Origin of the sequence: Streptomyces sp. NBC_00683 (assembly GCF_036226745.1) — a bacterium.
In the GTDB taxonomy this organism is placed as follows: Bacteria; Actinomycetota; Actinomycetes; order Streptomycetales; family Streptomycetaceae; genus Streptomyces.
Window position 1 is genome coordinate 421505 of the sequence record NZ_CP109013.1, and the last position, 19550, is coordinate 441054.

21 protein-coding genes and 1 tRNA gene are annotated in these 19550 nt (G+C 69.8%); 12 read left to right on the forward strand and 10 right to left on the reverse strand.

All coding sequences use genetic code 11. The annotated features are described in order from the left end of the window. Positions 1-44: 44 nt before the first annotated feature. From OG257_RS02085 to OG257_RS02100, 4 genes are all read left to right on the forward strand, one after another. Complete coding sequence (locus tag OG257_RS02085; protein WP_329204297.1) at positions 45-536, forward strand: MarR family winged helix-turn-helix transcriptional regulator; 492 nt, start codon at positions 45-47, stop codon at positions 534-536. 170 nt (positions 537-706) lie between these two features. Next, positions 707-1792, forward strand: a complete 1086-nt coding sequence (locus OG257_RS02090; RefSeq protein ID WP_329204298.1) for a tyrosine-protein phosphatase — start codon at positions 707-709, stop codon at positions 1790-1792. Positions 1793-1964: 172 nt separating this feature from the next. Next, positions 1965-2396 (forward strand): VOC family protein, encoded by a 432-nt coding sequence (locus tag OG257_RS02095; protein WP_329204299.1) that lies wholly within the window; start codon positions 1965-1967, stop codon positions 2394-2396. 69 nt (positions 2397-2465) lie between these two features. Further along, complete coding sequence (locus OG257_RS02100; RefSeq protein ID WP_329204300.1) at positions 2466-3668, forward strand: right-handed parallel beta-helix repeat-containing protein; 1203 nt, start codon at positions 2466-2468, stop codon at positions 3666-3668. A gap of 31 nt (positions 3669-3699) precedes the next feature. Here the strand turns inward: OG257_RS02100 and OG257_RS02105 are convergent, their stop codons facing one another. From OG257_RS02105 to hemC, 3 genes are all read right to left on the reverse strand, one after another. Then, entirely contained in the window at positions 3700-4143 is a 444-nt protein-coding gene (locus OG257_RS02105; protein WP_329204301.1) for an SRPBCC family protein, read from the reverse strand. Positions 4144-4702: 559 nt separating this feature from the next. Then, positions 4703-6193 carry an FG-GAP repeat protein gene (locus OG257_RS02110; protein WP_329204302.1) on the reverse strand — a complete coding sequence of 497 codons (1491 nt, stop codon included), beginning with the start codon at positions 6191-6193 and terminating at the stop codon, positions 4703-4705. A 159-nt stretch (positions 6194-6352) separates the two neighbouring features. Next, positions 6353-7288: a hydroxymethylbilane synthase gene (hemC, locus tag OG257_RS02115; protein ID WP_329204303.1), complete on the reverse strand. Its 936-nt coding sequence runs from the start codon at positions 7286-7288 to the stop codon at positions 6353-6355. A gap of 427 nt (positions 7289-7715) precedes the next feature. Between hemC and OG257_RS02120 the strand changes: the two genes are divergently transcribed. Further along, entirely contained in the window at positions 7716-8531 is an 816-nt protein-coding gene (locus OG257_RS02120) for an SAM-dependent methyltransferase (protein ID WP_329204304.1), read from the forward strand. 36 nt (positions 8532-8567) lie between these two features. Here the strand turns inward: OG257_RS02120 and OG257_RS02125 are convergent, their stop codons facing one another. Further along, positions 8568-9479 carry a helix-turn-helix domain-containing protein gene (locus OG257_RS02125; protein ID WP_329204305.1) on the reverse strand — a complete coding sequence of 304 codons (912 nt, stop codon included), beginning with the start codon at positions 9477-9479 and terminating at the stop codon, positions 8568-8570. 88 nt (positions 9480-9567) lie between these two features. Further along, the gene (locus tag OG257_RS02130; protein WP_329204306.1) at positions 9568-9804 is read right to left on the reverse strand and encodes a DUF397 domain-containing protein; all 237 of its coding nucleotides are present in this window, start codon (positions 9802-9804) and stop codon (positions 9568-9570) included. A gap of 205 nt (positions 9805-10009) precedes the next feature. Here OG257_RS02130 and OG257_RS02135 point away from each other — a divergent pair, with 205 nt between their 5' ends. After that, positions 10010-10567 carry an ATP-binding protein gene (locus tag OG257_RS02135; RefSeq protein ID WP_329204307.1) on the forward strand — a complete coding sequence of 186 codons (558 nt, stop codon included), beginning with the start codon at positions 10010-10012 and terminating at the stop codon, positions 10565-10567. Positions 10568-10629: 62 nt separating this feature from the next. Here the strand turns inward: OG257_RS02135 and OG257_RS02140 are convergent, their stop codons facing one another. After that, positions 10630-11262 carry an SGNH/GDSL hydrolase family protein gene (locus tag OG257_RS02140; RefSeq protein WP_329204308.1) on the reverse strand — a complete coding sequence of 211 codons (633 nt, stop codon included), beginning with the start codon at positions 11260-11262 and terminating at the stop codon, positions 10630-10632. A gap of 140 nt (positions 11263-11402) precedes the next feature. Further along, entirely contained in the window at positions 11403-11564 is a 162-nt protein-coding gene (locus OG257_RS02145) for a hypothetical protein (RefSeq protein ID WP_329204309.1), read from the reverse strand. Positions 11565-11727: 163 nt separating this feature from the next. Between OG257_RS02145 and OG257_RS02150 the strand changes: the two genes are divergently transcribed. Then, positions 11728-11800, forward strand: a tRNA-Trp gene (locus tag OG257_RS02150). An 84-nt stretch (positions 11801-11884) separates the two neighbouring features. On the opposite strand, the gene OG257_RS02155 is transcribed toward OG257_RS02150, so the two are convergent. Beyond that, the gene (locus OG257_RS02155; protein ID WP_329204310.1) at positions 11885-12295 is read right to left on the reverse strand and encodes an organic hydroperoxide resistance protein; all 411 of its coding nucleotides are present in this window, start codon (positions 12293-12295) and stop codon (positions 11885-11887) included. A 111-nt stretch (positions 12296-12406) separates the two neighbouring features. Here OG257_RS02155 and OG257_RS02160 point away from each other — a divergent pair, with 111 nt between their 5' ends. The 3 genes from OG257_RS02160 (at position 12407) to OG257_RS02170 (ending at position 14871) form a co-directional block, all read left to right on the forward strand. Next, a complete protein-coding gene (locus tag OG257_RS02160) occupies positions 12407-12886 on the forward strand; it encodes a MarR family winged helix-turn-helix transcriptional regulator (RefSeq protein ID WP_329204311.1) in 480 nt (159 codons plus the stop codon). A gap of 95 nt (positions 12887-12981) precedes the next feature. After that, positions 12982-13815 carry a PP2C family protein-serine/threonine phosphatase gene (locus OG257_RS02165; RefSeq protein WP_329204312.1) on the forward strand — a complete coding sequence of 278 codons (834 nt, stop codon included), beginning with the start codon at positions 12982-12984 and terminating at the stop codon, positions 13813-13815. 63 nt (positions 13816-13878) lie between these two features. After that, positions 13879-14871 (forward strand): MASE1 domain-containing protein, encoded by a 993-nt coding sequence (locus tag OG257_RS02170; RefSeq protein WP_329204313.1) that lies wholly within the window; start codon positions 13879-13881, stop codon positions 14869-14871. 24 nt (positions 14872-14895) lie between these two features. Here OG257_RS02170 and OG257_RS02175 read toward each other — a convergent pair whose 3' ends face one another. Then, a complete protein-coding gene (locus tag OG257_RS02175) occupies positions 14896-16221 on the reverse strand; it encodes an FAD-binding protein (RefSeq protein ID WP_329204314.1) in 1326 nt (441 codons plus the stop codon). Between the two features lie 53 nt (positions 16222-16274). Next, a complete protein-coding gene (locus OG257_RS02180; protein WP_329204315.1) occupies positions 16275-17078 on the reverse strand; it encodes an SAM-dependent methyltransferase in 804 nt (267 codons plus the stop codon). Between the two features lie 332 nt (positions 17079-17410). Here OG257_RS02180 and OG257_RS02185 point away from each other — a divergent pair, with 332 nt between their 5' ends. Both OG257_RS02185 and OG257_RS02190 read left to right on the forward strand, forming a co-directional pair. Continuing rightward, positions 17411-17605, forward strand: coding sequence for an antitoxin (locus tag OG257_RS02185; RefSeq protein WP_329204316.1), 195 nt, complete (start codon positions 17411-17413; stop codon positions 17603-17605). Positions 17606-17840: 235 nt separating this feature from the next. After that, the gene (locus OG257_RS02190) at positions 17841-19424 is read left to right on the forward strand and encodes a sigma-70 family RNA polymerase sigma factor (RefSeq protein ID WP_329204317.1); all 1584 of its coding nucleotides are present in this window, start codon (positions 17841-17843) and stop codon (positions 19422-19424) included. Positions 19425-19550 lie beyond the last annotated feature (126 nt).

The window sequence follows — 19550 nt, forward strand, 5'->3', positions numbered from 1 at the left end:
TGATTTATCCGGTTCCACAATGGAGACCCTGATACGGTATGGGTATGGCAGCTCAGGACGGGGTCACCCAGGAACCGGCGGGGTCGCCCGCATCGCCCGGCGACCCGGACCACCGCCTCGGCTTCCTGCTCGCCTATCACGGCGGCATCACCGAAACCGTGATCCGCAAGGCCCTCGCCACCACCGGGCTCACCCCCCGGAAGACGATGACGCTCCTGCAGCTGGCCGACGGGCCGGTCACGCAGAAGGCCCTCATCGAGAGGCTCGACGTCGACCCGAGCGTCCTCGTCGCCCTGCTCAACGATCTCGAGGGCGACGATCTCGTACGCCGCAGGCGCGACCCCGCCGACCGTCGTCGGCACATCGTGGAGATCACCTCCGAGGGGAACTCGCGGCTCCGGAAGTCGGACGTCGCGCTCGACACCGTCGAACGGGAACTGTTCGCGGACCTCTCCGAACGCGAGCTCACGACTCTGCGCCGACTGCTGGACAAGCTGCGGACCTCGCCGGAGGACTTCAGCTGTACGGAGGCATGACGCGGCCGCGGGCCGCGTGCACCGCCCCTGCCGAAGGACCGGGCCCACGGAGGCACAAGCCCCCACGCCCCCAGGGCCTCTCGCCGGGAAAGCAACACGTTCGACCTGCCTTCGGGCGGCGTTCACCGATCGTTCCCGCCGATCTCTTCAGCGCTCCCGACGATGCCCTCATGACGCACATGACTCGTGTCAGGGCCTCCTCCACCGCCCTGGCCGCTGCCCTCCTCGTCGGCCTGGCTGCCCCCGCCGCCACCGCCGCCGGCCACTCCCCCGCCGGCCACGAGCGCTCTTCCCACACGCGCATCCCGTTCAGCGCCGCCGAGGTGACGGCGAACAAGGACGGCTCGTTCACCGTGGAGTGGACGGCCCCCGGTGTCCGTCAGGTCGCCGTCCGCGCGGACGGCCGCACCGTCGCCACCGGCGGCTCGACGGGCCGAGTCACGGTGCGCGGGCTGCCCGCCAAGGACCGCCAGTGGTTCGATCTCGTCCCCTCGCGCGGCGGTTCCCTGCACCTCGCCGACCGGCTCATACAGCTCGAGGGCACCGTCAACTTCCGTGACGCGGGCGGCTACCGCACCGCGGACGGGCACTGGGTGAAGATGGGCGAGATCTATCGGTCCGACGCCCTCGACAAGCTCACCGCCGCGGACCTCGCCAAGCTCCGGCGCCTGTCCATCCGTACGGTCTTCGACCTGCGCATGGAGTCGGAACGCGGCGCCGCCCCCGACCGCGTCCCCACGGGCGCCACCCACGTCGTCGCCGACGTGCTGGCCGGCTCTCCGGGCTTCACCACCATGCCGACGACCGCCGCAGAGGCGACCGCGATGATGGTCGAGGGCGAGAAGTTCATGGTCAGCGGCGACACCGCCACGTCGGCCTACCGCACGGTGTTCTCCGGAATCGCGGACGACGACGCGCGCGGCGTCCTGTTCCACTGCACCGCGGGCAAGGACCGTACCGGCTGGGCGAACGCCGCCCTCCTCACCGCGCTGGGCGTGCCCCGCAACACGGTGATGGCGGACTACCTCGCCTCCAACGACTACCGTGCCGAAGCCAATGCGGCAGCACTCGCATCCATGCCGCCGCAGCAGGCGGAGGTCTACAAGCCGCTGCTGGACGTCCGCGCCGAGTATCTCAACTCGGGTTTCCAGGAGGTCACCCGGACGTTCGGTTCCTTCCGGACCTACGAGCAGCGAGCGCTCGGTCTGAGCAGCAAGGACCTGCACGACCTGAAGCGGGACCTGCTGATCGGCTGATCCTCCGGGCGCCCGGACGTCGGTCCGGTCCTGCCCGGACCGGTCCGTCGCCCGGATGTCGGTCCGGTCCCGTCCGGCGTTTCGGCGTGCGCGGCAGCTCCTTCGTGGGCGACGGTGGACCCGCCCCGGTGTCTGCGGGCCACCGCACCCCCGTACTTCTGAGGAGCTTCCCATGAACCTGACCATCGAGGTCATCCCCGTCCCTGTCACCGACATGGACCGCGCGAAGGAGTTCTACACCGACAAGGCCGGCTTCAAGCTGGACCTCGACGACGAGGTCGCCCCGGGCATGCGCATCATCCAGCTGACCCCGCCCGGCTCACGCTGTTCGATCGCGATGCTCGAAGGGATGCCCGCCGCGCCCGGTATGAAGCAGATGACTCCGGGCGCACTGCAGGGCATTCAGCTCTGCGTCACGGACATCGAGGCGGCGCGCGAGGGCATGGTGAAGCGGGGCGTGGACGTCTCCCCCATCCGCCACGTCGGCGCGACGGGCTGGGAGGACGGCAAGGGCGACACCTGGAACTCGTTCATGTCGTTCGAGGACCCGGACGGCAACGGCTGGGTGGTCCAGGAGGCCCCCTCGGAGCTCTCGGAGCGCTGACCGGCAACCTTTCGGGCATCGGCGACCACTGTCTTCCTGTCAGCCGTCGGCCAGGAAGAAGGAACTCGTATGCGTGTCGTCAGCATGTCCACGGTGGTGGTGCTGAGTGCCGTGCTCTCGGCGGTGGCGGTACCCGCTGAGGCTGCCACCGCCTCGTCGGCCATCGTCGTGGCCGTGGACGGGGACGATTCCGCCGCCGGTACCCTCGACCACCCCCTGCGGACCATCCAGAAGGCCGTGGACAAGGCGCGCCCCGGTGACACCATCGCCATCCGGGGCGGCACCTACGCGCTGGTGGACAACATCACCATCACCACCTCGGGTGAGGCGTCCCTGCCGATCTCCCTGGGCGCGTACCAAGGTGAACGGGTCGTCATCGACGGGGAGCAGCTGCCCGCGTCCCACACACCGGTCGGCGGCAGCATCCCGCGCGCCGAGCGCGGTGCCATCCACCAGGAGGCGTCCCACTGGCGGGTATCGGGCCTGGAGATCGTCAACGGTCCGTACGGCTACTACTGCGACGGCTGCGACAACAACGTCTTCTCCCGGCTCACCACCCGCGACAACTACGAGACCGGCTTCCAGCTGCAGGGGGACTCCAGCGACAACCAGATCCTCGACCTCGACAGCTACGGCAACCGCGACCCGCGGAAGAACGGCGAGAGCGCGGACGGCCTGGGCATCAAGGAGGGCAGCGGAACGGGCAACGTCGTGCGCGGCGCGCGACTGTGGAACAACGTCGACGACGGCTTCGACGCCTGGAAGTTCGCGTCCCCGATCCTGATCGACAGCACGATCGTCCACGGAAACGGGTTCAACCGCTGGGACTTCCCCGACTTCGCCGGCGACGGCAACGGCTTCAAGCTCGGCGGCGGAACGCCGGCGCCGGCGATGGGGCACACGCTGCGCAACTCGTTCGCCTTCAAGAACGCGAAGCACGGGATCACCGACAACGGAAATCCGGGCGCCCTCGCCCTGACCGGCAACACCACGTTCCGCAACAGCGGCACAGGCTTCGACGCCGACACCTCCGGAGCGGTCGCCGTACTCACCCGCAACCTGTCCGTCGCCGACGGCAAGGCCGCCGCCCTCGGTACGGGAACCGTCGCCGACGGCAACTCATGGAACCTCGGCGGTACGTGGAACGAGGCTTCGGTCCTGAGCACGGACACGGGCGCCGTCACCGGGGCACGCGCGGCCGACGGCTCCGTCCCCTCCGCACCGGACCTGTTCGTACCCCGCAACGGCGCCGCCGTGGGTGCCCGGATGTGACGGGCCCGGGCGGGAGTACGTCAGGACTCTCTCAGGACGCCTCCACCGCGGCCTTGATCCGCTGTCCGAACGCGGGGGCGTCCTTTCGTGCCGCGGCAACGGCGAGGCCGACCAGGAGCTTGCCCACGCGGTGGCCCTCGAGGTCGTTGAAGATGCGCACCCTGGTCCGGCCGTCCGCGAGGGACTCGAGGTCGTAGCCGCCCTCGCGGGCCGTCACGAGGTTGCTGGACATCTCGTTCCACCGGATCCGGGTCGGTGCGACGAGCTCGCTGATCCGGAACTCCCTCCGGGTCGTCATGCCGGCGTCCTTCACCGTGCTGCGGAACACGGTGCCCACGGCGGTCGGACCGGCCGGGGTCTTGGAGATTTCCTGCACACGCGGGCTGAACTTCCTGTCGTTCTCGCCGTCTGCGAGAAAGGCGAAAACCTCTTCGACAGGGCGGTCGATCTCGACCGTCGCCTCGAACTGGGCCATGGGTTTCTCCTCGTGCCTGGCGGGCGCAGTGCCCTGGGGACATCGCTGGGGCGCACCCCGGTGCATGGTGCCTCTCAGCATCCTCGCTCCGCGAACGCTGGGCGGCCGGTCCGGCATGCCCGGCCGGAGCAAGATGCCGGAACGGCGGCCCGCATCGGCTGAGGGGCCGGTCGGGGGCAGGTACTGCAAATGGGTGACCACGACGGTATGTGCAGCATCGCATCCGGCGGACTGAGAGCCCCGCCCACTCGCCGGGTCACGCGGGTTCCCTGCCGACCGCTCCGCGCAGGATGAGGGTCGGGCGACGGCGAACCACGCATCGGACGAATACCCGGCGCGGTTCCCCTGCGTCCTGTGTTCCGCACTTCTGACGACAGGTCAGTTTCCCTTCCGCGTCGGGTGACCTGTGGCGGCGCATGCCCGAGTGAACGTGCACTGCCCACCCGCAAAGCCGCAGGCGCGATCCGGGCGACGACAGGACGGCCGTCGATCCCGACGACCTCATGGCGCGGCCCGGCGGACATGGGGTTCCGCCGGGCCGCCCGCTGCGGGCTGTGGACTACTCGTCGATCGCGGCCGCGTACGCGGCGTCCACGGCCGGTGCGCCGAGCGAGCCGGCTCCGTACGTCCACGATCCGGCGGCGGTGATCCCGCCGGATCCTGCCGAGAGCACCCACACCACGCCGTCGCCCGTGTTCTCACCGGGGGCGGAGGCCAGCAGACCGAAGCGGCCATCCCCGTTCGGGTCGCTCAGCCTGACCTGGCCGCCCCAGCGGTCTCCCTTCTCCGCCGCGCCCGGTACCTGGGCCGAGTTCTGGTCCCACGAGGCGGCGCCGGTGGCGATCAGGCCTGCGGCGGCTCCCCGGAGCACCCACACCGCTCCCGCGTCCGCGACCGTGCCGATGTCCTCGCCGGCCGCGCCCACAGCCACATCCGCGTAGCCGTCGCCGTTGGTGTCGGCCACGGACAGATCGGTGCCCCAGCCGTCACCGCGCTCGGCGGTTCCGGGCACGCCGGCCGAGTCCTGCGTCCACCACTGCGGCGGGCTGCCCGCTCCGTCGACGCCGAGCGGGCCGTCCGGGCTGCCGTAGTAGACACCGACCAGGCCACCGCTCAGGGTCTCGCCGCCGTCGTCGGGGCTGTTCGGCTCGCCGGTGACGAGGTCGTCGTAGCCGTCGTTGTCGATGTCGCCGGACGCGGCGACCGGGCCTCCGCGCATGTCGCGCTCGTACACCAGTCCCTCGTCCTGGCCCGAGAAGAAGGACGACCAGCCGTAGCCGGGCTCGGCTCCCCCCGTGACTCCGGAGACGATGAGGTCGGCGAGACCGTTGTTGTCGTAGTCGCCCGTGGTCAGGGACTTGGGCAGGATCTGCCGTTCCTGCGCCCGCGCGGCGGGGCGGCTCCGCTCGGTGCGTCGCAAGGGCGCCGTCCCGGCCTTGGACGCCGTGTCGTACGCGTACAGGTGGAGCTCGTCGCGATCCAGTACGGCCAGGTGGTCACCCGGGATGTCGGGGCTGAAGCGAGCCGCGGCGAGGGCGCTGCCGAACTTCTTCCCGGCGGTGGGCACGGTGGGATCCAGCCAGTCGCTCGCGGCACCGGTCAGCCCTTTCGGGGAACCCCACAGGACGGTGAGGCGACCTGCGTCGGCGGCGGCTGCGAGGTCCTCCCCCGGGGTGCCGACGATCGCGTCGTCGTAGCCGTCCGCGTCGAGGTCACCGGTCGCCAGGGCCGCGCCGAAACGGTCACCTGTCTCTGCGGATCCGGCGACTCCGGACGTGGACTGGCTGATGAGCGCGGCACGGCTCGTACCGATACCGGTGGACGCGCCGTACTGCACGGTCACGTATCCCGCACTCTTCTTCCCGCTGACGGTCCCACCGGGAGCGCCGATGAGCACGTCCTCGTAGCCGTCGCCGTTGAAGTCGCTGTTGCGGTCACTTGCGTGCGTTCCGCCGGGGGTACCGGCGTAGGCAGTAGGTGCGGCGATGACCACTCCGGCCGAGAGGAGAACTGCGGCCGCGGCAACGGCGGCCGAACGGTGTGTGCGCACGAGCGGCTCCTTGACTCAAGGACGACCGGGCAGACGCCGGGGGGATGTCCGGAAAGGGCCCGTTCCTTCCTGGCGTCCTGTTTGACCGCGCGTGAGGCAGAAGGGTTGTACGGCGAGGCCCTCGCATGTCGCCGGGACCGGCCTCGCCGTTCGGAGAGGTCAGTGCGCGATGTTGTCGATCAGCTCGCGTGCGCCCTGACGCAGCAGGGCGACGGCCACGGAGGTGCCGAGGGTCGCCGCGTCGAGGGGTCCTGCCCACTCGTGCGCGTTGAGCACCGTCTTGCCGTCGGGGGTGAACACACAGGCGCGAAGGGAGAGATCGCCGTTGCGGTGGGCCGTGGCGTAGCCCGCGATCGGCGAGTTGCAGTGGCCCTGCAGGACGTGGAGGAACATCCGCTCCGCCGTGGTCTCCCGGTAGGTGTCGGGATGGTTGAGTCCGCTGACCGCGTCGATGGTGGCGGTGTCGTCCTCCCGGCACTGCAGGGCGAGGACTCCGGCGCCGATCGGGGGGCACATGGCGTCGGCTGTGAGGATCTCGGTGATCACGTCGGCGCGGTCGATGCGCCGGAGTCCGGAGACGGCCAGGAGGAGGGCATCTGCCTCGCCTGCGGCGAGCTTGGCGAGACGCCGGTTGGCGTTGCCCCGGAAGGGCACGCAGTCCAGGTGGGGGTGTGAGGCGGCGAGTTGGGCGACACGGCGCACGGAGGAGGTGCCGATCCTCGTTCCGGGCGGGAGCTGCCCGAGGGTGAGTCCCCCCGGGTGGACGAGGGCGTCGCGGATGTCGTCCCGTTCGAGGAAGGCGGCGAACGTCGTACCGGCCGGCAGCGGCCGGTCGGCGGGGACGTCCTTGACACAGTGCACGGCGAGGTCCGCCTCGCCTGCGAGCAGAGCGGCGTCGACCTCCTTGGTGAAGGCACCCTTGCCTTCGACCAGGGCGAGATCGCCCATCCACTTGTCGCCCGTCGTCCTGACCGGGATCACCTCGGTGACGGTGGCGGGATGGAGCGCCGCCAGTTCGGTCCGGACGCGTTCGACCTGGGCCAGGGCCATGGGTGAGTCGCGGGAGACGATGCGGATCAGCTCAGGGGCGGACATGCCGTTCACGATAGTGCGCCGGACTGGAGTCGCGATGGTCCGCCGCAGGAACACCGGCCAGGAGTACGGGCTTCTCGTGGAAACGGACGGAACGTCAGGCGATTTCCGGCCGCTTTGAAACGGCGACCCGGGCACCGTCGTTGCGTGCCTGCACGCCCGGAAGGCCGTCGGTGGTGCTCACGGTCGATCCCTGTCGGCCATCTGACCAGGGAGACTTCACGTCGTGGCGCGGCACACACCCGTGACCGCGCACGCTTCGGCGCCGGAAAGTCGGGCGGAGCCGGCGCACCGCAGCCGCTCTATCTGGCCGATTCACCTCCGTACGCCGCCGCCTCACTCCCCCGAGGACTGTCAGCCCCACGACGAGGTCCCTAGCATGACCCCTCACGGCTACGAAAATTCCTTCTTTGACCTGGCGAGGGGCTGGATGAGCAACGGGGACACCTCCATTCCGAAGAACATCGACGTGAACGTGCCGAGCGTGGCGCGGATGTACGACTACTACCTGGGCGGCAAGGACAACTACCCCGCCGACCGGGTTGCCTGCGAACAGCTCCTGGAGGTTGTTCCGAGCACCAAGGTCCTCGCCGTGAACAACCGGCGGTTCCTCCGGCGTGTGGTGCACCACCTGGCCTCCGAGTACGGGATCCGTCAGTTCATCGACCACGGATCCGGCCTGCCGACCCAGGACAACGTCCACCAGGTCGCCCAGCTCGTCGACCCCGAGGCCCGCGTCGTGTACATCGACAACGACCCCATCGTCCTGGCCCACGGCAAGGCGATACTCGAGGAGAACAGCCGGACTTCCGTCATCCAGGCGGACATGCGTGACACCGAAACGATCTTCGAGCACCCCGAGGTCACCCGCCTGATCGACTTCGACGAGCCCGTGGCCGCGCTGTTCGTGTCCGTGATGCACTGCATCCCCGATTCGGACGAACCCGCCGCGCTGGTACGCCGGGTCGCGGACCGGCTGGCTCCGGGGAGCTTCCTGGTGGTGTGCCAGCTCGTGAGCGAGGACGCCGCCACCCGCGACTTCGTCACGGACTTCATGGCGAAGAGCACGGGCAACCGGTGGGGGCGGGTCCGCCAGGAGGAGGACGTACACGTCTTCCTGGAAGGGCTGGAGGTGCTGGAACCCGGCCTGGTGGAGGTGTCGACCTGGCGGCCCGACTCGGATCTGGCGCCGAAGCAGGAGACCCAGGAGTGGATCGAGTTCGGCGGCGTCGCCCGCAAGTGGTGACGTGACGCGGTCGGCCCGCCGTTCCGCCGGCTCCGCTCAGGTGTAGCGCCTGAGCGCCTGCCCCAGCAGGTGCCGGCTCTCGACGGGGCTCGGGGACTGGGCACTGAGGGAGTCCAGGATCCACCGGTACTCGTCGGTGCTCTCCGGCTTGTTCACGGACGTGGCGTTGGTCAGGTGCTCGATGTAGGCGACGTCGGGGAGTCCGCTCATCGCGAACCGCAGGTACGTGATGCCGTTGCCGGGCGACGTGTGGGCGGTCACCTCGAAGGGGGCCACCTGCACGATCACATTGGGCAGCTCTGTCATCTCCAGCAGGTGGGCCAGCTGTTCACGCATCACGCGGGCGCCACCTGTGGGCCGCATCAGAACCGCTTCGTCCAGGAGCACCCAGAGCTTGGGCGCGTCACGACGGTGCAGCAGTTCCTGTCGCTTGAGACGCAGTTCGACGCGCCGCCTCGTCGTCTCCTCCGGCTCGATGGCGTGGCCCGAACGCACCACGGCGTAGGCGTAGTCAGCCGTCTGCAGGAGCCCCGGAATGTAATGCCCCTCGTAGGTCCGGATGGACGCGGCTGCCTCTTCCAGACCCACCAGGGGCTCGAACCAGTCCGGCAGCACATCGGCGTAGCTGCGCCACCAGCCACGCTGTCCGGCCACGCGCACCAGTTCGACGAACTCGGTTGCCCGGTCCGGATCTGTGACTCCGTAGAGCGCCAGCAGGTCGACGGCATCGCGTTCCTTGCACGGGGAGTGCCCCGTCTCCATCCGGCTGATCTTCGCCGTGGAGCAGCGAATCCGGGCGGCGGCGTCATCGGGGGTGATGCCGGCCTCGCTCCGCATCCGTCGAAGCTGGGCACCCAGAACCAGACGCAGGGCCGTGGGACTTGACGGCCCTGCGGCCGGTGCGGGTGCCGGCTTCCGTGAAGACTGCAGCGGTTCCATGCCGGGCATGCGGGCTCCTGAAGGCGGACGTCTCAACGCCAGTGTGCCATCAGGGAGTCCGGGAAGGACCGGGTCAGCACGAGAACTTGGCGTGCTTTCAGCCGATCACGCTGTCGAAGTCACCGTCCCTGACGCCTGCGAGGAAGGCTCGCACCTCGGCCTCGGTGTAGACGAGGGCGGGCCCTTGTGGATGCCTGGAGTTGCGTACAGCCACATCGCCGCCGGGCAGCAGCGCCATCTCGACGCAGTTTCCGCTGGGGTTGCTGTGATGGCTCTTCATCCAGGTCACATCGGTGAGGGAGTCGGCGGGAACGCCGTTGTCAATGTGCTGCATGGGGTGCACTCCTTGTACGGCAGTTGCTCGGACCACTCCTGGCGCGCGGCCAGGGCCCGCACCGGGTGAACAGTTGTCCCCTGCTCACATCCGGGGGTGCAATTTCGGATGCAATTGCACGGAAGGGCGGACGGCGAGGATACTAGTGGGCGTCCGGCCACCTTGGCACCACCAATCGGCTTTCACCGGAGGGTGATCAGCGCTCATGCATGCGGAGAACGCACTCGCTCACGGAGAGGACGCCGAGTCGTCGGATCTGGCCGAAAGTGATAGTGCACTTCGCCGGAACTGGGCGCGGGATCTCGGCATCGGGGCAGCCGGATTCACGACGCACAGCCTGGCCGCCGATGCCGAAAGTCTGCAGCGGGCACGGTTGTTCGTCCGCGACGCGCTGGAGCAGTGGGGTCTGCGGTCCTGCGCGGACGAGGTCTCGCTCGTCGCCGGTGAGCTGGTCAGCAACGCGGTGTGTCACGCGCTGCCCACGTCCGGGGAGCCCGCCGCCAGGTCAACGGCGTGGCTCGGCCTCGCACGTCAGGACAGCACACTGGTCTGCGCGGTGAACGATCCGAGCCCCGATGTCCCCGTACTGCGCGACGCGGACGAGTCGTTGGAGCGCGGACGGGGTCTGCGCATCATCAACGCGCTGAGCAGCTCGTGGGGTTGGTCTCGTCCGACGAGCGCGGGCAAGACCGTCTGGGCCCGGATTCCCGTTGCCCAGGGGTACTCCTCGGGGCCCGGCACCGTCCGCCCCGGCTCGGCCTGATCAGACCGGCCCCGCGGGGACCGACGCGATCAGGCCCATCGGGTGGGGAGCGGTGCGGGTGGCTACAGGCCGACGAGCGCCGTCCAGGCCTCGGCCAGTACCGCGTGCCCGAGCGGGGTCGGGTGGACGCCGTCCCCGGCGATGTGCTCGGGGCCGCCCGCGGTCCGCGCGGCCTGGTTGAGCAGACCGTCGGCGGCCAGCAGCGTGGCGTCGAACTCCTCGGAAAGCCGGCGGACCGCGTGGATCCGGGGGTCGAGGTCCTCGCGCCAGGCCCACTGCTCGGCCGTGACCGGAACCAGGAAGGGCTCGACGAGGATCAGCTGCGCGTCCGAACCTTCCCGGATCTGCGTGAGGATGGCCCGGTAGTCCTCCTCGTACGCACGCAACGAGGTGACATCACCCGAGTCGTAGCGGCGCCAGGTGTCGTTCACGCCGATCAGCACGGACACCACGTCGGGCTTGAGATCGACGGCGTCCTCGCGCCACCGGGCACGGAGGTCCGAAGCCCGGTTGCCGCTGATTCCCCGGTTTATGAAGGTGATGTCGCTCTCCGGCCGCGCAGACCGTACGAGGTCGGCGGCCAGCCGCGCGTAGCCCCGGCCCAGGGGGTGGTCCGGGTCGGACGTCCGGCCCGCGTCGGTGATGCTGTCCCCCTGGAACAGGACGGTGGCTGCGCCGTGCAGGGTGATGGTCACGCAATGCTCCGAAGGACGAAGAACGCCGAGGCGCGGGTGCCCTGTCCACCTTGCGGTGGCGGCAGCTGCAACCTAGCAAGGGCTCCGCCTCCGGAGCAGCCCGCTTCCGTCCACTGAGACTGCCGGCACCGGGTCGGGGACTACCGGAAGGACGCCGGTGCGCGTACCGCACTGAAGTCGAGCGCCCGGTCCACCTCTCGCAGGGTCTGCTCGGCCACCCGTCGCACCTCGGCGGGAACGTCGCCCTGCTCCTCCACGAGGCCGGCGTAGATCGGCGCGTCGGATCTGTCTACGAAACTCACGGCGAATTGCCCATCGATAGGTAATGCCCGCCAATCAGCGGAAACGGGAGCAGAGTCTACGCGTCCCCCTCCGGCCGCCGAGGGGCGCATCAGGGATCGGACGCCACCCCGCGGAAAACCGCTTGTCGGCAGGCGGTGACCGCTGCCAGGATGATCACACCGAAGGGGTGTAGCTCAGAGGCCAGAGCGCCGGTCTCCAAAACCGGATGCCGCAGGTTCGACTCCTGTCTCCCCTGCTCACGCAGAACCGCCACCGCCCCTCGACCGCACATGCGGTCGAGGGGCGGTGGCGCGCACGGAGGCGGTGCGAGCCGGGTCCACTACTCGATGACGAGTTCGACCTCTATGTTCCCGCGGGTGGCCTTGGAGTACGGGCAGAAGGCGTGCGTGGCCTCGACCAGCCGACGGCCGGTCTCGCCCTCGAGAGCCTCCGGCAGCTCGACGCGCATGACGACCGCGAGGCCGAAGCCCGTGTCGTCCTTCCCGATCGACACCTCGGCCGTCACGGAGACGTCCTTGGTGTCGAGCTTCATCTCGCGGCCGACCGAGCTCATCGCGCTGGCGAAGCAGGCCGCGTATCCGGCGGCGAACAGCTGCTCCGGGTTGGTGCCCTTCCCGTTGCCCCCGAGGGCCGGCGGCAGGGCGAGGCCGAGGTCGATCTGGCCGTCCGAACTCACTGCCCGGCCTTCACGGCCGTTCGCGGTGGCGACAGCGGTGTACAGCGCGTCCATGGAATGACCTTCTCTCGTACGACGGCGACCGCGGGCCGGTCACCTCCAAGAGAATTGCACATAACTTAATTGTGCACAACTCAATGATGGGCGGCAGGTTACTCTGGACTCATGACGCCACCGCCGATCGCCGCTCCCGACCTGACGGACCTCCCGGACTCCGAGCTCCTCCGGCTGGACCACCAGGTCTGCTTCTCGCTCCAGGCCGCCTCCCGCGCCTTCGGCGGCGTCTATCGCGAAGCGCTCAGGGAACTCGGCCTCACCTACCCCCAGTACCTCGCGATGATGGTCCTGTGGGAGCACGGCCCACTCCCGGTGAAAACGATCGGTGAGCGGCTGCACCTGGACTCCGGAACGCTGTCCCCGCTGCTCAAGAGGCTGGAAGCGGCCGGACTCGTCAAGCGCGAACGCAGTCCGGAGGACGAACGGTCGGTCACCGTCCACCTCACCGGGGCTGGAACCGCGCTGCGCGAGCGCGCGCTGCCCGTTCCGCGCACGATCCTCGGAGCCACGGGCATGTCGGTCCAGGAGATCCTCGCCCTGCAGGAGACCCTCGGACGGCTCACGGCCTCCCTGGGCCGGAACGACTGAGGACTCGCTCGTCGCCCTCGCACCGGAACCGCAGCGGTCGCAGGAGTTTCCCCGCCGAAATAGGATGCACGTACTAACGCACCGCGGAGCGGCCCATGAACCGGCGTCGAACTCCCAGATCAGCGAGCGCCGAGGACCTGCTCAGCACACTGCAGCACCTGACTGCCCGTGCCCGGCAGGAGGTGGAGCTGCACCAGGCGCGAGTCGAGCTGGCCGGCGCCCTGCAGCGCAAGATGCTGCCTGCTGCGCTGCCCTCGCTGCCGGGGCTTCAGATCGCCGCCCGATACGCACCCGCCCGTGACGGGCTGGACATCGGCGGCGACTGGTACGACGCGTTCCTGCTTCCGGACGGCTCGCTCGGACTGGTCATAGGGGATGTCCAGGGTCACGACGTCGAGGCGGCGGCCTTCATGGGGCAGATACGCATCGCCATGCGCGCCATCGCCCTCTCGGCCAGCGATCCGGGCGAGGTCATGGGGCGGACGAACGACCTGATTCTCTCGGTGGACTCCAGTCTCTTCGCCACATGCTCGTTCTTGCGGCTGGACCCCCTGACCGGGGACCTGCAGAGCGCGCGGGCCGGCCATGTGGCCAGTGTGTGGGCCACTAGCGACGGGCGGTCGGGGATCACGGCGGACGCGGGAGGACTCCCCCTGGGCATCGACGCCCACCAGCACTATCCGGTCACGCGGCGCACGCTGGCCGCCGACGGATCCTTCGTCCTGGTCACCGACGGGGTCGTCGAAGGACCCTCGCTGTCGATCGGGGACGGCCTGGAGCGGGTCAGGCGGCTGGTGAGCTCCCACGCCGGGGCCACGGCCGAGGAACTGGCCGACAGGGTGCTCCGGGCAGGAGCCCTCACCGGCCACGAGGACGATGTGGCCGTCCTCGTCCTGCGTCACGAGCTTCGCCCGACAGGCGCCAGGTGACGTAGGGGCCGGGCCGCGCGTGTCACGGCCGCCTGCCGTCACGGGCGGTGTCTGATGAGATGCGTGATCCGCAGCGAGGAATCGAGACGTCGGACCCTGTTCGCCCTGCAGATGCTGGGCGTCACTGCTGCCTACTACGCGTCCGGACAGCTCGGTCTGTTCAGGCAGGTGACCGTGAACGGCGCCGTCGTGTCGCCGCTCTGGCCCCCTACGGGCATCGCCGTGGCCGCCCTGCTGTACCTGGGTATCCGGGTCTGGCCCGCGATCGCGGTCGGATCACTGCTCAGCGTCGTCTCGATCAGTGGCGAACTCAGCCTCTCGAGCGTCGGCATCGCGGTAGGCAGCACGCTGGCCCCCGTGTGTTCCTTTCTCGCGCTCCGCGCGGTGGGTTTCCGCAAGGAACTGGACCGCCTGCGCGACGGCGTCGCCCTCGTCTTCCTGGGAGCCATGGGCAGCATGCTCATCAGTGCGACCGTCGGTGCCGGAGTCCTGCTGCTCAACGGGAATCTCCCGTCGGGGAAGTTCTGGCCCGTCTGGTCGGCCTGGTGGGCCGGCGACACCATGGGAGTACTCATGGTCACTCCGCTGCTGCTCGTCCTGCGTACGGCACGTATGCCCCGGCGTGGTGACCGGTGGGCGGAGCCCGCGGCACTGGCGGTGGTCACGGTGGTGCTTGCCGTGGTCGCCACCAGGAGTCCGCTGTCCATGATCTACCTCGTGTTCCCGCCGCTCGTCTGGGCCTCGCTGCGCTTCCAGCTGGCAGGCAGCGCCCCGTGCGCCCTCCTGGTCTCCGTCATGGCGATCATTTCCGGAACCGACCGGGTGGGGCCGTTCGAGGGCCACTCCTGGCTCGAGATCATGCTCAACCTCGCGATCCTCAACGTCTGCGTGGCGCTCACCGCGCTGCTCCTGGCGGCGATCGTCGCGGAGCACAACAACATCCGCCGCGAGACGGAACTGGCGTGCGACGAGCTCGCCGCCCTGGTGGAGGAACTCGCGCCCCATCCGGCGCGACGCCGACCGGCCTGGCCGGATGAACGGCCCGGCTCGCTCTGACCGCTGCGGGGACTCCGCTCGTGCTCAGCCCGTCTCGGCGACGTCCGTGCCGTTGCCTGTACCGGGGAAGTGGTGTGCGAGGAACTCGTTGCGGAACGTGCCCGTGGGGTCGAACCGGTGGGCGAGCAGCTCGAAATCGGCGTAGTGCCCGTACAAGGTGCGCAGCGTCCCCGGCCGGGTGGTGAACACCTTGCCCCAGTGCGGTCTGGCCCCGAACGGGGCCAGTGCTTCCTCGATTGCCGCCAGGACGGGCGTGACCGCTGCCGTGTCGGGCACCCAGGTGAAGTGGAAGGCCACGGAGTCGGTGCCCTGTGCGGGGCTCAGCCACAGGTCGTCGGCGGCCACCGTGCGGATCTCAGCGATCTGCAGAAGCGGCGCGATGCGCTCCCGGATGCGGTCCAGGGCTTCGTAGGCCGCGACCGCGTCCTGTCGGGCGACGAAGTACTCCGACTGGAGTTCCTCTCCGTTGCTCGGGGTGAATTCGAGGCGGAAGTGGGGAAGCCGGGCGTGCCAGGGTCCGGGGTCGCCCTGCTGCGGCGTGCAGTGCTTCGCCGGCATACCGGGAACGGGATGGCGCGGCCCGTCCGCGAGCGTCGCGCCGAGCCACTGGGGCGGCGCCGTACGGTGTCCGTCCCCGGTCACCCGCTGCTTGAGCCACACCTGGTCGATCGGTCCGTCCCGCCAGCGGGTGAACAGGCTCACGCTGTAGGCCTCGGCCATCACATCGTCGAAGCCGGCGAGCAGCCGTTCCTGGGGCAGCCCCTCGTACACCCACTGCTGAACGTCGAACGCGGGAACGAGGTCCAGCGTCACGCGGGTCACGATCCCCAGCGCGCCGAGGGAGACCACGGCGCCCGCGAAATCGGGGTCCCCCCTGCGCAGCGTCACCATGGTGCCGTCCGCCGTGACGAGCTCCAGTGCGCGCACCGCACCCGCGAGGGAACGATTGCCCACGCCGGAGCCGTGGGTGCCCGTCGCACAGGCGCCCGCGACCGAGATGTGGGGCAGCGAGCCCAGGTTGTGCAGAGCGAATCCGCTTCGGTGCAGCGTCTCGGTCAGTTCGCCGAAGCGCAGCCCCGCGCTCACCGTCGCGGTGCCGGCCTTGCTGTCGATCTCGATCGAGCGGGGTAGTCCGGCTACGGATATCAGGTCGCCGTCGGTGTCGGCGACCGTGTTGAAGGAATGGCCGGTGCCCAGCGCCCGCACCGCGCTCCCGGCGGCAACGATGCTCTGGAGCTCGGCAATCGTGGCGGGGGTGTGCAGCTGCCGGGCCCCGAAGGTGATGTTCCCTGCCCAGTTCCGCCGCGGGACCGTGCCCGCCGTACCGGGGTTCGACGAATGATCGATCATGACTCGGGAGCTTACGCTCCGCCCGCCCGCGCCGGCCCGTGCCGCCCTTCGGCTCAGGCCTTGCGTCCGACACCGCTGACCGCGTGGCTCTGCGGGGCGTCGGGCCGGTCCTGACCGGGGTCGGGGCGCCAGGCCGACGTCCTGACGATGCCCGGCTCGACCACGTCAAGGCCGTGGAAGAACTCGGCGATGCGTGCGGGACTGCGCAGATGGTAGGAGCTCGCCGAGTTCTCGTTGTAGGCCTCGATGGCGCTGTTCAACGAGTCGCTCGTGTCGGTGCCGTCGGCGAGCGCCAGATAGCTCCCGGACGGCAGCCCTGCCAGCAGGCGGTCGACGAGCGCCCACGGGTCCTCCTCGTCGGGCAGCTGACCCATGATGCCGAGCAGGGTGAGGCCGATCGGCCCGCCGAGATCCAGGGTCCGGGCGGCCTCTTCGAAGATGTGGCCCGTGTCGCGCACATCGGCGTCGATGTACGCGCAGGCGCCTTCGGGCGTACTGGTCAGGAGCGCCCGGGCGTGCGTCAGGACGAGCGGGTCGTTGTCGACGTACACGATCCGGGACTCGGGAGCCATCCACTGGGCGACCTCGTGCGTGTTGTTCGCCGTGGGCAGCCCCGTGCCGATGTCGAGGAACTGACGGACTCCCGCCTCGCCGGCCAGGAATCGGACCGCGCGGGCCAGGAAGGCGCGCTGGTCACGGGCGATGCCCGCGATGTCCGGAAACATCCGCAGAATCATTTCGCCCACCGCCGCGTCGGCCGGGTAGTTGTCCTTCCCTCCGAGCAGGTAGTTCCATACGCGGGCGGAATGCGGCCGGTCCGACTGCAGGTCGGCCGACGGCTGTCCGGGAATGCTCATGGCGAAAGCCTCACACACTGCACCTTCGGGACACCGCTACGGCAGGAGTGAACGACCGGAGCGCTCCTCAGTAGGGCAGAGTCCGCCCGGACGGGGTGCGCAGGTCCAGCGGGGGCGGCCCCGTGGGGGGCGGCGGACGACGGACGATCTGGATGCGGCCCACTGCCACCACCTCCTCCTGGTAACCCGGTATTTGCCCACCCAGGCGCTCTTCACACGTCCGGACCCGGTCCGGACGTGTGAAGAGCGTCCGGGGGCCTCCCGCGGATGCGGTCGCCGCGATGTGCGGTGACCCTTGACGGGAGGGGGACGCCGACCGGAGGAGAGCAGCCATGTCCGCAATGGACAAGATCAAGAAAATGTTGAAGGGGCACGAGGACCAGGCCGGCAAGGGCGTCGACAAGGCGGGTGACATGGTCGACGGCAAGACCCAGGGGAAGTACCGCAGCCAGGTCGACACCGGCCAGGACAAGCTCAAGGACCAGCTCGGCGCCGACCGTGACAAGGACGACCCGCCCCGAACCTGACGGGAGAACGCCGGCCGCCTCGCCGGCCCCTTCCGCAGCACTCATATCCGCACGCCGGACCGGGTGACACGTTCGTGCCACCGAGGTCCGGCGTGCGGTGTGCCGCGCCGCGGCCGGCTGCTGCGGGGAAGAAGCTCGGAAGACCGGGCCCGGGATTCCTGTTATCGTCCCCGCCGCACGCCGTCTCCCGAGTGTGGGCAGTGACGGAACAGGATCCCGGAAGAGTGAGCACACCATGGGCGAGGCACGCGAGACGGCGTTGATCAAGGCGGCGCAACAGGGGGACCTGCAGGCCCAGGACCAACTCGTCGCGTCGTACCTGCCGCTGGTCTACAACATTGTCGGCCGTGCCCTGAACGGCCACGCGGACGTCGACGACGTGGTGCAGGAGAGTGTGCTGCGCATGCTCAACGGTCTCCCCTCGCTCCGCTCCCCGGGGAGCTTCCGTTCGTGGTTCGTGGCCATCACCATGAACCAGATACGGGGGCACTGGCGTGAGCGAAGAACCGGGGACATATCCGCGGACCCGATGGAGGACGCGTACGACGTCGTCGATCCCGGCGCCGATTTCGTCGAGCTGACCATCGTCCGCCTCGGTCTGACCGGCCAGCGGCGCGAGGCCGCCGAGGCCACTCGCTGGCTGGACGAGGACGACCGCGCGCTGCTCTCGCTGTGGTGGCTGGAGACGGCCGGCGAGTTGTCCAGGGCCGAGGTCGCCGCCGCGCTCGAACTCTCCCCGCAGCACACCGCGGTACGCGTACAGCGGATGAAGGCCCAGCTGGAAGGGGCCAGGGTGGTGGTGCGCGCGCTGGCCGCGCGCCCGCGCTGCATCCTGCTGGAGGACCTCACCGCCGGGTGGGACGGAGTGCCGTCAGCCCTCTGGCGCAAGCGTATGGCCCGCCACGCGCGTGAGTGCACGGTGTGCTCGGGGCACGGGTCGGGCATGGTGCCGGCCGAGGGACTGCTGGTGGGTCTGGCTCTCGTTCCCCTGGCGGCGTCCGCCGCCGCGGGAGCGTCCGTGGCCGGTACGGACTTCCTGCCGGTTGCCGGAGCCACCCACCTCTCCGGTCCGGGGCGTGCCGAGCGGCGACGGGGTCAGGTGCGGCGCCGCCGTCGCACCACCGTCACGGCGGGGCTGGTGGCGGTGATGGTCCTGGGCGGGGGAGGCACTGCGGTGCACCTCTACACGGATGGGGAGGACGAGGGTCCGGCGACGGCTGTCGCGCCTCAGGCCGGCTCCTCCCCCTCGCTGTCCGCGCCGGAATCGCTGTCCGCTTCGCCTTCCCCCTCGCCGTCCTCCGCGTCGCCCTCTCCGTCGCCGTCCCGGACGAAGAAGAAGAGCGCCTCCCCCACCCCCAAGGCCGCTCCGAGCACGCGTGCACCGTCCTCGAAGCCTCCGGCCGCACCGGCGCCGAAGCCCGCGGACCCACCGCCGTCCTCGGCCGCCGAGGAGGTCACCGCCCTGGTCAACGCCGAGCGGGCGAAGGAGGGCTGCGCAGCGGTCCGCAGCAACAGCAAACTGGCCACGGCCGCGTCGCGGCATTCCGCCGACATGGTGTCGCGCGACTACTTCTCGCACACCTCCCCCGACGGCTCGGACCCCGGCGACCGCATCACGGCGGCGGGCTACCGCTGGAGCACCTACGGCGAGAACATCGCGAAGGGGCAGAGCACTCCGGCCTCGGTGATGGACTCCTGGATGAACAGCCCCGGCCACCGGGCGAACATCCTCAACTGCGCGTTCAAGGAGATCGGGGTCGGACGTGTGGACTCCTCCGGCGGCCCTGTGTGGACGCAGAACTTCGGAGCCGCCCTGTGAGGTCGCGCGTCCGGCGGGCCGTCATGTTCCGGAAACGAGCGGGTAGCACCCCCTCCACGTAAAGGATCTACGCTGGGGAGGCGCCCAGGCCGAAGGTGTCCGCCGGCGATCTGCTGATCCTCTGCG

Excerpts from the sequence above, each read along its gene's own strand:
- OG257_RS02125 (WP_329204305.1), bottom strand. The coding sequence starts at position 9,479 with ATGCCCGGCATGGAACCGCTGCAGTCTTCACGGAAGCCGGCACCCGCA.
- OG257_RS02120 (WP_329204304.1), top strand. The coding sequence starts at position 7,716 with ATGAGCAACGGGGACACCTCCATTCCGAAGAACATCGACGTGAACGTG.
- hemC (WP_329204303.1), bottom strand. The coding sequence starts at position 7,288 with ATGTCCGCCCCTGAGCTGATCCGCATCGTCTCCCGCGACTCACCCATG.
- OG257_RS02085 (WP_329204297.1), top strand. The coding sequence starts at position 45 with ATGGCAGCTCAGGACGGGGTCACCCAGGAACCGGCGGGGTCGCCCGCA.
- OG257_RS02160 (WP_329204311.1), top strand. The coding sequence starts at position 12,407 with ATGACGCCACCGCCGATCGCCGCTCCCGACCTGACGGACCTCCCGGAC.
- OG257_RS02130 (WP_329204306.1), bottom strand. The coding sequence starts at position 9,804 with ATGCAGCACATTGACAACGGCGTTCCCGCCGACTCCCTCACCGATGTG.
- OG257_RS02090 (WP_329204298.1), top strand. The coding sequence starts at position 707 with ATGACGCACATGACTCGTGTCAGGGCCTCCTCCACCGCCCTGGCCGCT.
- OG257_RS02175 (WP_329204314.1), bottom strand. The coding sequence starts at position 16,221 with ATGATCGATCATTCGTCGAACCCCGGTACGGCGGGCACGGTCCCGCGG.
- OG257_RS02185 (WP_329204316.1), top strand. The coding sequence starts at position 17,411 with ATGTCCGCAATGGACAAGATCAAGAAAATGTTGAAGGGGCACGAGGAC.
- OG257_RS02105 (WP_329204301.1), bottom strand. The coding sequence starts at position 4,143 with ATGGCCCAGTTCGAGGCGACGGTCGAGATCGACCGCCCTGTCGAAGAG.
- OG257_RS02180 (WP_329204315.1), bottom strand. The coding sequence starts at position 17,078 with ATGAGCATTCCCGGACAGCCGTCGGCCGACCTGCAGTCGGACCGGCCG.
- OG257_RS02135 (WP_329204307.1), top strand. The coding sequence starts at position 10,010 with ATGCATGCGGAGAACGCACTCGCTCACGGAGAGGACGCCGAGTCGTCG.
- OG257_RS02100 (WP_329204300.1), top strand. The coding sequence starts at position 2,466 with ATGCGTGTCGTCAGCATGTCCACGGTGGTGGTGCTGAGTGCCGTGCTC.
- OG257_RS02165 (WP_329204312.1), top strand. The coding sequence starts at position 12,982 with ATGAACCGGCGTCGAACTCCCAGATCAGCGAGCGCCGAGGACCTGCTC.
- OG257_RS02095 (WP_329204299.1), top strand. The coding sequence starts at position 1,965 with ATGAACCTGACCATCGAGGTCATCCCCGTCCCTGTCACCGACATGGAC.
- OG257_RS02155 (WP_329204310.1), bottom strand. The coding sequence starts at position 12,295 with ATGGACGCGCTGTACACCGCTGTCGCCACCGCGAACGGCCGTGAAGGC.
- OG257_RS02190 (WP_329204317.1), top strand. The coding sequence starts at position 17,841 with ATGGGCGAGGCACGCGAGACGGCGTTGATCAAGGCGGCGCAACAGGGG.